A 10,446-nucleotide genomic window follows, 5' to 3' on the forward strand; every position below is an offset into this window, starting at 1 on the left:
ACCGATAGCGGACGAGTACCGTGAGGGAAAGATGAAAAGTACCCCGGGAGGGGAGTGAAATAGTACCTGAAACCGTGTGCCTACAAGCCGTCAGAGCCTTTCTGGGGTGATGGCGTGCCTTTTGAAGAATGAGCCTGCGAGTTATGCTTCGTGGCGAGGTTAACCCGTGTGGGGTAGCCGTAGCGAAAGCGAGTCCGAATAGGGCGTGTAGTCGCGGGGTATAGACCCGAAGCGGAGTGATCTACCCATGGCCAGGGTGAAGCGTCGGTAAGACGTCGTGGAGGCCCGAACCCACCAGGGTTGAAAACCTGGGGGATGAGCTGTGGGTAGGGGTGAAAGGCCAATCAAACTCCGTGATAGCTGGTTCTCCCCGAAATGCATTTAGGTGCAGCGTCGTGTGGTGGATGCCGGAGGTAGAGCACTGGATGGGCTAGGGGGCCGACAAGCTTACTGAACTCAACCAAACTCCGAATGCCGGTATTTCTAGCGCGGCAGTGAGACTGCGGGGGATAAGCTTCGTAGTCGAGAGGGAAACAGCCCAGATCACCGGCTAAGGCCCCTAAGCGTGCGCTAAGTGGGAAAGGATGTGGGATCGCCCAGACAACCAGGAGGTTGGCTTAGAAGCAGCCACCCTTTAAAGAGTGCGTAATAGCTCACTGGTCAAGTGGTCCTGCGCCGACAATGTAGCGGGGCTCAAGCGCACCGCCGAAGCCGTGGCAATGCCACTAGAGATCCGCCTGGTTCTTTTCGAGGAGCTGGGTGTAGTCGTGGTGTTGGGTAGGGGAGCGTCGTGCATCCGGTGAAGCGGCCGAGTGATTGAGTCGTGGAGGGTGTGCGAGTGAGAATGCAGGCATGAGTAGCGAATGCAGAGTGAGAACCTCTGCCGCCGAATGACCAAGGGTTCCTGGGCCAGGTTAATCCGCCCAGGGTGAGCCGGGACCTAAGGCGAGGCCGACAGGCGTAGTCGATGGACAACGGGTTGATATTCCCGTGCCCGTGACAGTGCGTCCGTGCTGAGGCCGGTGATGCTGACCATCCGAACTCGCTTGGAGTCCTTCGGGAGTCCTTGTCGGGGGAGCGTGGGACCCGATCCGGTAGTAGGCAAGCGATGGGGTGACGCAGGAGGGTAGTCCCGCCAGTGAATGGTAGTACTGGTGTAAGCCCGTAGCCCGACATCTAGGCAAATCCGGATGTCATCAGGGTGAGAGGTGACGCGTAGCCGATTGAGGCGAAGTAGGATGATCCCATGCTGCCGAGAAAAGCCTCTAGCGAGTGCTGTTGTGGCCCGTACCCTAAACCGACACAGGTGGTCAGGTAGAGAATACCGAGGCGATCGAGTGAACTGTGGTTAAGGAACTCGGCAAAATACCTCCGTAACTTCGGGAGAAGGAGGGCCGTCTGGTTTGAAGCTCTTCGCGGGCTAGGGCTGGGCGGCCGCAGAGACCAGGCCCAAGCGACTGTTTACTAAAAACACAGGTCCGTGCGAAGTCGCAAGACGATGTATACGGACTGACGCCTGCCCGGTGCTGGAACGTTAAGAGGACCTGTTAGCTCTTCGGGGCGAAGCGGAGAATTTAAGCGCCAGTAAACGGCGGTGGTAACTATAACCATCCTAAGGTAGCGAAATTCCTTGTCGGGTAAGTTCCGACCTGCACGAATGGCGTAACGACTTGGGCGCTGTCTCGACCACAGACTCGGCGAAATTGCACTACGAGTAAAGATGCTCGTTACGCGCGGCAGGACGGAAAGACCCCGGGACCTTTACTATAGCTTGGTATTGGTGCTCGGTTCGGCTTGTGTAGGATAGGTGGGAGACTGTGAAGCGGCCACGCCAGTGGTTGTGGAGTCGTTGTTGAAATACCACTCTGGTCGAATTGGGTGTCTCAACCTCGGGCCATGATCTGGTTCAGGGACAGTGCCTGGTGGGTAGTTTAACTGGGGCGGTTGCCTCCCAAAATGTAACGGAGGCGCCCAAAGGTTCCCTCAGCCTGGTTGGCAATCAGGTGTTGAGTGTAAGTGCACAAGGGAGCTTGACTGTGAGACTGACAGGTCGAGCAGGGACGAAAGTCGGGACTAGTGATCCGGCACCTCCTGGTGGAAGGGGTGTCGCTCAACGGATAAAAGGTACCCCGGGGATAACAGGCTGATCTTGCCCAAGAGTCCATATCGACGGCATGGTTTGGCACCTCGATGTCGGCTCGTCGCATCCTGGGGCTGGAGTAGGTCCCAAGGGTTGGGCTGTTCGCCCATTAAAGCGGTACGCGAGCTGGGTTTAGAACGTCGTGAGACAGTTCGGTCCCTATCCGCCGCGCGCGTAGGAGACTTGAGGAAGGCTGTCCCTAGTACGAGAGGACCGGGACGGACGAACCTCTGGTGTGCCAGTTGTCCCGCCAGGGGCACGGCTGGTTGGCTATGTTCGGAAGGGATAACCGCTGAAGGCATCTAAGCGGGAAGCTCGTTCCAAGATGAGGTCTCCCACCACCTTGCGTGGTTAAGGCCCCCAGCAGACCACTGGGTTGATAGGCCAGAGATGGAAGCCCTGTGAGGGGTGGAGTTGACTGGTACTAATAGGCCGAGGGCTTGTTCATGACAAGTTGTTTGCATCCACTGTGCGACCCTGAACACACAAAGCACATTGTGTGGTCGGGGTGCGGAACTCTCGCATCCACTGTTTGTTCGGCCATAAGTTGATAGTGTTGTCGGTGGTTGTGGCGGAGGGGAAACGCCCGGTCCCATCCCGAACCCGGAAGCTAAGCCCTCCAGCGCCGATGGTACTGCACTCGTTAGGGTGTGGGAGAGTAGGTCGTCGCCGACATTCAACGTTTGTTGTGGGCCCCCGCCGGAAGGCGGGGGCCCACTTTTTATGCATTTTTGAGCCAGCTTCGCTGTCTGGGGCGACAGTCTGTGGCTGCCCGGCGGCGCGGGCGTGGAGTTGTCCACCTCGAGCCGCGGCTGTCCACAGAACTGCTGACCATCTGGTTCGGCCGGCTGCAGGAGCGCACTCTCGTTCTCGCGGGATCACCAGCGAGCAAGGAGAGAGATGCACGAGACCTACACCACCGTTGTCGGCAACATCGCCACGCGCGTGGATCTGCGCAATCTTCAGGACGGCACGGTTCTTGCGAGCTTTCGGGTGGCCACCACCGAGCGGAGGCGCGATCGCGACACGGGGTCGTGGCGCGACGGCGAGAGCCTCTACCTGCAAGTCACCTGCTGGCGGGCGCTCGCCGAGAACGTGCACCGCTCGCTCGGCGTGGGCGACCCGGTCATCATCCACGGCAAGTTGTTCACCCGCAGCTGGGAGAAGGACGGGAAGCGCCAGAGCGCCGTCGAGATGGAAGGCCACACGGTGGGCCCCGACCTGGCCCGTTCCACGGCCGTGGTCACCCGTCCTTCGCGGTCCAGCGGTGCCGGGGCAGCGTCACCCGTAGGCGGCCCGGACAACGGTCCGCAATCCGGCGGAAGAGCGGGAGGCGCCGGCGACCGCCCACCGGATCCGGTCGGCGGCGAGGCGGGGTGGGAGTCACAGCCGGGTGCGCCGCATGCCCGTGGACCTGCGACGACCGGTGGCGGTTTCCCCGCCACGCGGTCTGCGCCGCTGGAGGCGGGCGTGGGGGCCTGAGGTGGACGGAACTACCATCGTTGACGTGGCGGAGTTCATCTACAGCATGCAGAAGGTCCGGAAGGCCCACGGCGACAAGGTCATCCTCGACAACGTGACGTTGAACTTCCTGCCGGGCGCGAAAATCGGCGTGGTGGGGCCGAACGGCGCGGGGAAGTCGACCGTTTTGAAGATCATGGCCGGCCTGGAACAACCCAACAACGGCGACGCCATGTTGGCGCCTGGTGCCACTGTCGGCATCCTTCAACAGGAGCCGCCGCTCAATGAGGAGAAGACGGTCCTCGGCAACGTCGAGGAAGGGCTGGGCGAGATCAAGCAACAGCTCGACCGGTACAACGAGATCGCCGAGTTGATGGCCACCGACTACTCCGATGCGTTGATGGAGGAGATGGGTCAGCTCCAGGAGATTCTCGATCACAACGACGCCTGGGAGCTCGACTCCCAGCTCGAGCAGGCGATGGACGCGCTCCGGTGCCCGCCACCGGACTCTCCGGTCACTCAGCTCTCCGGTGGCGAGCGCCGCCGCGTGGCGCTGTGCAAGTTGCTGCTGAGCAAGCCCGATCTCCTGTTGCTCGACGAGCCCACCAACCACCTCGACGCCGAGAGCGTGTTGTGGCTCGAGCAGCACCTGGCCAGCTACGCCGGCGCGATCCTGGCGGTCACGCACGACCGGTACTTCCTCGACAACGTCGCTGAGTGGATCCTCGAGCTCGACCGCGGGCGCACGTACCCGTACGAGGGCAACTACTCGACGTACCTCGAGAAGAAGGCCGAGCGCGTCGCTGTTCAAGGCCGCAAGGACGCCAAGCTGCAGAAGCGGTTGGTGGAGGAGCTCGCCTGGGTCCGGTCCGGTGCCAAGGCTCGGCAGGCCAAGAGCCGGGCCCGGCTCCAGCGCTACGAGGAGATGGCGGCGGAGGCCGACAAGTACCGCAAGCTCGACTTCGAGGAGATCCAGATCCCGCCGGGCCCGCGGCTGGGCAATGTCGTCGTCGAGGTCGACCACCTGGACAAGGGCTTCGACGGTCGCGTGCTCATCAAGGACCTGTCGTTCTCCCTGCCCCGCAACGGCATCGTCGGCGTCATCGGCCCCAACGGGGTCGGCAAGACCACGCTCTTCAAGACGATCGTCGGACTGGAGAAGCCCGACTCGGGAGACGTGCGGGTCGGCGAGACGGTGCGCCTGTCGTACGTCGACCAGAACCGTGCGGGCATCGACCCGAAGAAGAACGTGTGGGAGGTCGTGTCCGACGGGCTCGACCACATCAAGGTCGGCCAGGTCGAGATGCCCTCGCGGGCGTACGTCGCGGCGTTCGGCTTCAAGGGGCCGGATCAGCAGAAGCCCGCAGGCGTCCTGTCCGGCGGTGAGCGCAACCGGCTGAACCTGGCGCTCACGCTCAAGCAGGGCGGCAACTTGATCCTGCTCGACGAGCCCACCAACGACCTCGACGTCGAGACGCTGTCGTCGCTGGAGAACGCGCTCGAGCAGTTCCCCGGGTGTGCGGTGGTCATCTCGCACGACCGGTGGTTCCTCGACCGTGTGGTCACCCACATCCTCGCGTGGGAGGGCACAGACGAGAACCCGGCGTCGTGGTTCTGGTTCGAGGGCAACTTCGAGGCGTATGAGAAGAACAAGGTCGATCGTCTCGGAGCCGACGCCGCGCGTCCCCACAGAGTGACCCACCGTAAGCTCACGCGCGACTGAACGCTTAGGCTCACCCGGCTGGTGGATCAGGATCAGCCGGGTGGCATCAGGAGGTCACGTGGGGTTGCCTGGCGGAGCTGCCAAAGCTGGAAAGCCCGACCTCCTCGCGGTTGCCTCCTCACTCCGCTGGGTCCGGCCGGACCTCACCGCGGCGCTCGCCGACCACGTGCTCGAATGGGCGTCCCTGGTCGGCGAGCGGGACCTGTGGCTCACCGCTGCAGGCTGGGCGTTGAACGCGCGCCTGGCCACCGGCGACGGGCGCACGATGGCGTCCGACATCGTGGAGGAACTGCCCCGGTGGGGCGCGGCGCCCCTGGCGGGCCCGTCGGCTCACCGGCTGCGCGTGGAGTTGGCGCTTGCGGCCGGCCGAGTGGGGGAGCGGGACCTCGCGCGGAGCCTCGTCGCGCCGGTCACCGCGGACGCCACCGCACCCGAGGCGCAGGCTGATGCGTTCTGCGTCCTCGCTCGGTGCGCGGTGGACGACGCTCCCGACCTCGTCGCCGACGCGCTGCGCCGGGCCGAGCAGGCATGGTCACAGGTGGAGGCTCCCTACGGGGAGATCGGTGCCGCATCCGTGGCCCTGATCAGGGCCGCAGCCCAGCGCGCGGCCGACCGGCCCGACACCGCGGTCGAGCACGCCGCTGAGGGGCTCGCCCGCTTGGAGCGCAGCCGGGGATCGGACACACCGGGCACACCGTCGGCGCACCTCGCCGCGGCGTTGGCAGCGGAGTGGATCTCAGCACTGCTCGACGCCGGTCGCGTGGACGAGGCCCGCGAGGGTTGCCTCCCGCTGATGCCGAGGCTCTCCGAGCCCGCGCGGCCCAGCAGGCACCTCGCTCGCCTCCGGCTGACGGTTGCCAGAACGGTCACGACCGGCGGCGTCGAGCCGGGCACCGTCGAGGCACTGGAGCAGGCTGCGCGCGATGCTGCCGACAGTGATGTGCCGGACCTCGAGGCGGTGTGCCGCTCCGCCCTCGCCGCCGTGCAGGCGAAAGCAGGGCGGTCGGTCGCGGCGCAGGAGGCGATGCGGCTCGGTGACGCCGCCGAAATCCGTGACAGCGACCGAACTGGAAGGCTCCGTGCCACGCTCGCCGCTCTTCCGGCAGCGACGCTGTCGGCCGACGAACCCGCGAAGGCAGAAGAAGGCGGACGGAGTGCCGGACGCAACGGGGCCGTCCACCCGACGGACCCGCTGAACGACGACCTGCACGGCGAGTGGACGGCCGGCTGGAACGACGCCTCCGCCGAGTGCCCCATCGGCGACCTGCTGTTCCGGAGTCTCCGGTCCGGTCCGAACGGAACCGGGCACGCTGAGGAGGACGTGGCTGAGAGCGACCCGTTAGGAGCGGTCTGGTCCGACAGCAGCAGGCCTGGCGACAGCTGGCTGGAGGGTGACTGGGCGGGCGAGAGCGCACCGCCCACGTCCAACGGCCGGCGCGGCAGTCGTCTCGATGGCCGGCCGGAAGACCGCGAGCCGACACGCGCGGATTCGCCGTCGAGCGGCTCTGGTGCGGATCTGATCGCAGGCAGCCGACGCGGAAGCCGTGATCGGACACAGGCGGAGCAGCGCAATGACGCCCGCCGGACCGGCGCGGATTCGTCGAGCGGACCGGGCAGGGATCTTTTCGCCTTCGGCCGTCGTGAGGGCCTGGGCCGGTCGGAGCGCGATCCTAGGCAGGACGACAAGCCGACTGGCGCGGGCGATGACCTGTTCGAACCCGGCAGCCGCGTGCGGGGCAGGTCGAGTGTCGACCCGCAGGACGACCTGGCAACCGGTGCCGACCACGTGATCGATCGTGCGAGGCGCCGGCGCAACGGCAGCGGCAGTCCGCGCACTGAGAACGGCCTGCGCGATGAGGACCCGCTGACGGGGTTGGACTGGTTGAACGGTGGCTCGAACGGCGCCGGGCGCAACTGGTCGAGGTTCGACCGTCGGACGGGTGCGGATCGGGTGAACGGTCGATCGGGCCGAGGCCGGTCCGACGGCCCGGACGACGGGATGCTGACCAGCGCGGAGTGGTTGGCGGGCGCCTCGCGCAAGGAGTTCGGCACCAGCCCCGCAGGCCGTGGTCCATCAGATGCCGAGGACGACCGGCCGTTCAGCGCCGACCGTTCGGCGGAGGGCCTGGACGGAGGCGCGCGCGGCGGCGCCGGTCTCCGTGACCGCGGCCGTCCTGAGCACAACTCACTCACTGCGGAGGACTGGCTGACCGGCCGGTCGAGCAGTGGCGTCCGGCGCAACGGCCGGGGAAGCGCACGGTCGGGCCGCGACCGCCAGGACGAGCAGCCGCCGACCGGTGCGTCGAACGGGCGCTCGCTCCGCAACGGCTTGGCCAACGTCCGTCGCATCGGTCGGGACAACCGCGATCGGCAGCACGACGACTCGCTGACCGGCGTGGACTGGCTCGCGGCCGGCCCCCGTCGGGACGAACTCGGGTCCGGCAGCCACTCGGGCGGCGACCGGCACCATGACGCGCCGCTGACCGGCGCGGATTGGCTGGCAGGCGACCTGCATGGGGACGTGCTCGGCACGAGCGGCCGGCGCGGCGGTAGATCGGATGACGATCTTCTGCGCGGCGAACGGGGCGGCGCCGACAGCCGTTCCGCCGGGACTCATTCCTCCGACGAGCGGGAGCGGCCCACGAACGGTACGTCGGGCTCGTGGTCGCGCCGGAGGGACGGTGGCGGCCGTGGCGCCGACCGAGCGTCGCGCGGCCTCGGCCGTTCGCGCGATGACCAGGGCGGAGACGCCTCTGGTGGGCGTGGCCGACGTGACGAGCCGGGTCCTGGACGTGCCGACGCCCCGCGCAACGGACGGCGCAAGCACCGGCTGGACGATCCCTGGGCAACCGGGCAGTGGTCGATCGTGCCGAGTGCCGACGAGCAGGGCGGGGGCGTTCGGAAAGGTCGTCGGAATGGCAGCTCGGACGCGGGATCGGCCGCCATGGAGCCCACACCGGAACGCGAGTCCGCCGTCTCTGCCGTCGCGAACCCCGAGGCCTGGCTGAACGCTGCGCTCGCCGATCTGGAGCGCATCCGGAAACGGTCGAATCCCGCCGACGCGGCGCCGGCGCCTGCGGCTCCGGACGTCGAGGGGAGCGTCGTCGCGATCGACGTGGTCAGGGACGGTCGCCGGTTCGCCGGTAAGCGCGCCGCTGCCGTCGTCCGGTCCTTGGCCGATCGGCTGATCGACAGGCTGCCGCCCGGCGCCCGGCTCCGGTTCGACGAGGCGGACGCGCTGTCTGTGGTGCTCTCGGGATGGGAGCACGGCGATGCCGTGGCCTGGATGCATCGGACGCTGCCCGGACTGCTGTCGGGCGTCACCTCCGGCGAGGACATGCCGGGGGCGCACCTGCGGGCCGCGGTGCACGACGCGGACGGCCCCGTCGGTGCGCAGATCATGCAGCGACTGGACAGCGTCACCAGCAGGTCGGCGACGCCCGAGCGGAAGCACGTCGGCCAGGCCGGAAACGGCCGCAGTGCCCACGGGACCTGGGGTGACCTCGGCGCAGCGGCCCGCTCTGCGGCGCGCGACACCGGCACGGTGAACGGCTCGTCACGGCGGCGCTCTCGCGAGAGCAGCCCCGGCCGCACCCGGGACAGCGACCGCGGCGAACCCAGCGACTTACCGAGGAACGGTGCAACGGCGGCCCATTCGCTGCAGGACTCTCGGCGGGAGGACTCCAGCGAGGGGCCGGGGAAGGGTGCACCTTCGGCCCGCTCGACGCGTAACGCCGGGCGGGAGTATCCCAGCGATGCGCCGGGAAACGGTGCGTCCGCCTTCCGCTCGCCCGGCGATGCCGGCGGTGAGGGCTCCGGTGATGGGCTGGGGAAGGGTGCATCTGCGGTGGGCTCGCCCGGCGATATCGGCGGGAATCGTTTCGGCGACGCGCTGGGGGATGGTGCGTCCGCGTTCCGTTCGACCCGCGGTGCGAGCGGTGAGGGTTCCGGCGATGCGCGGGGGAAGGGTGCACCTTCGGCCCGCTCGACGCGCAACGCCGGGCGGGAGTATCCCAGCGATGCGCCGGGAAACGGTGCGTCCGCCTTCCGCTCGCCCGGCGATGCCGGCGGTGAGGGCTCCGGTGATGGGCTGGGGAAGGGTGCACCTTCGGCCCGCTCGACGCGTAACGCCGGGCGGGAGACCTCCAGCGATGCGCCGGGAGACACTCACGACGCCGGGCCTGATGATGTCCGTGACGGGCCGGAGAACGGTGGCTGGGCGGTTCGTTCGACTCACGCCGTTCACGATGCCGACCACGAGGAGTCCGGCGACGCGCCGGCGGAGGGCACATCGCGGTCCGGGTCGCAGCACGGCGGTGCTCTCCGCGGGTCCTCGAACCGGACTGCGGGGCGAGATGGCTCGTCGGTTGACGCGGCGTCGGATGAGTCCTTCTCGCCCGGGGGCTCCGATGTTCGTGACTCCTCGGCTGCAGGCTCGCAAGGGACTCGCGCGTCCGGCTCAGCGGCGGGTGTGAGTGAGCCCTCGGGTGCTCGGTCGCAGCGTGCGGGGCGGGAGTCCGGCTCGTCGACGAAGAGCGGTCTGGATGCAGCTGAGGCGTCCGGCGGGGGTTCCCGGGGGAAGCGTGTGTCCGGCACCGGCGCGAAGAATGGTGCCGGTCGGCGTTCGGGGGCCGGGGCCCTGAATGGTTCTGCGCGAGATGCCGATCCCGCTGCGTCGTCACGTGCACGCGGCTCGGGGGAGGGCTCGCGGTCAGCGGACACGTCCTCGGGTGACACCGGGAAGCCGTCCCCGTCCGGTGGCGTCACGGAACGGGACTCGGGCGGAGAGTCGGGGGCGGGTGGCCGGCACGAGGCCGATGGCCGCACACCGTTCCGCGCGGCCGGGGAGGCGGGCTCCGAAGGCAACCGGCACCGCCGCGACGGCACGGAGAACCCGTCCCGACCGGCGCAGGAGGAGATCCAGTCGACGGAAGGTCTCGGGATCGCGGACCTCCTCGCGGGTGCCCTCGCTGCCTACCGGGGCATCTGAGCATGTGTCTGACCAGGCGCGTTCCCAACAGGCGGGAGCTGTCGTAGGGGCAACCGACCATTAGGCCGACGGGGCTAGGGTGGCAAGGTCGGCATGGGGGAACCCGTGGTGACCGGCCTGAAAGACCTGGCC

The 10,446-nt window shown here is 67.5% G+C and carries 3 protein-coding genes and 2 rRNA genes (1 of these 5 running past the window's edge); all 5 read left to right on the forward strand.

What is annotated here, in order from left to right; genetic code table 11:
- Nucleotides 1-2,588, forward strand: a 23S ribosomal RNA gene (locus tag ACQPZQ_RS09080) (it extends 527 nt beyond the left edge of the window).
- A gap of 110 nt (nucleotides 2,589-2,698) precedes the next feature.
- Nucleotides 2,699-2,815, forward strand: a 5S ribosomal RNA gene (gene rrf, locus ACQPZQ_RS09085).
- Between the two features lie 225 nt (nucleotides 2,816-3,040).
- Nucleotides 3,041-3,622: a single-stranded DNA-binding protein gene (gene ssb, locus ACQPZQ_RS09090; RefSeq protein ID WP_433294006.1), complete on the forward strand. Its 582-nt coding sequence runs from the start codon at nucleotides 3,041-3,043 to the stop codon at nucleotides 3,620-3,622.
- A 25-nt stretch (nucleotides 3,623-3,647) separates the two neighbouring features.
- Entirely contained in the window at nucleotides 3,648-5,324 is a 1,677-nt protein-coding gene (gene ettA, locus ACQPZQ_RS09095) for an energy-dependent translational throttle protein EttA (protein ID WP_433294008.1), read from the forward strand.
- A 58-nt stretch (nucleotides 5,325-5,382) separates the two neighbouring features.
- Nucleotides 5,383-10,314 carry a hypothetical protein gene (locus ACQPZQ_RS09100; RefSeq protein ID WP_433294010.1) on the forward strand — a complete coding sequence of 1,644 codons (4,932 nt, stop codon included), beginning with the start codon at nucleotides 5,383-5,385 and terminating at the stop codon, nucleotides 10,312-10,314.
- Nucleotides 10,315-10,446: the final 132 nt, after the last annotated feature.

The organism is Pseudonocardia sp. CA-142604, from assembly GCF_050948475.1.
GTDB lineage: Bacteria > Actinomycetota > Actinomycetes > Mycobacteriales > Pseudonocardiaceae > Pseudonocardia > Pseudonocardia alaniniphila.

What these genes read in the sequence shown, in the direction of transcription:
- ssb (WP_433294006.1), top strand. Translation starts at nt 3,041, where the DNA reads ATGCACGAGACCTACACCACCGTTGTCGGCAACATCGCCACGCGCGTG.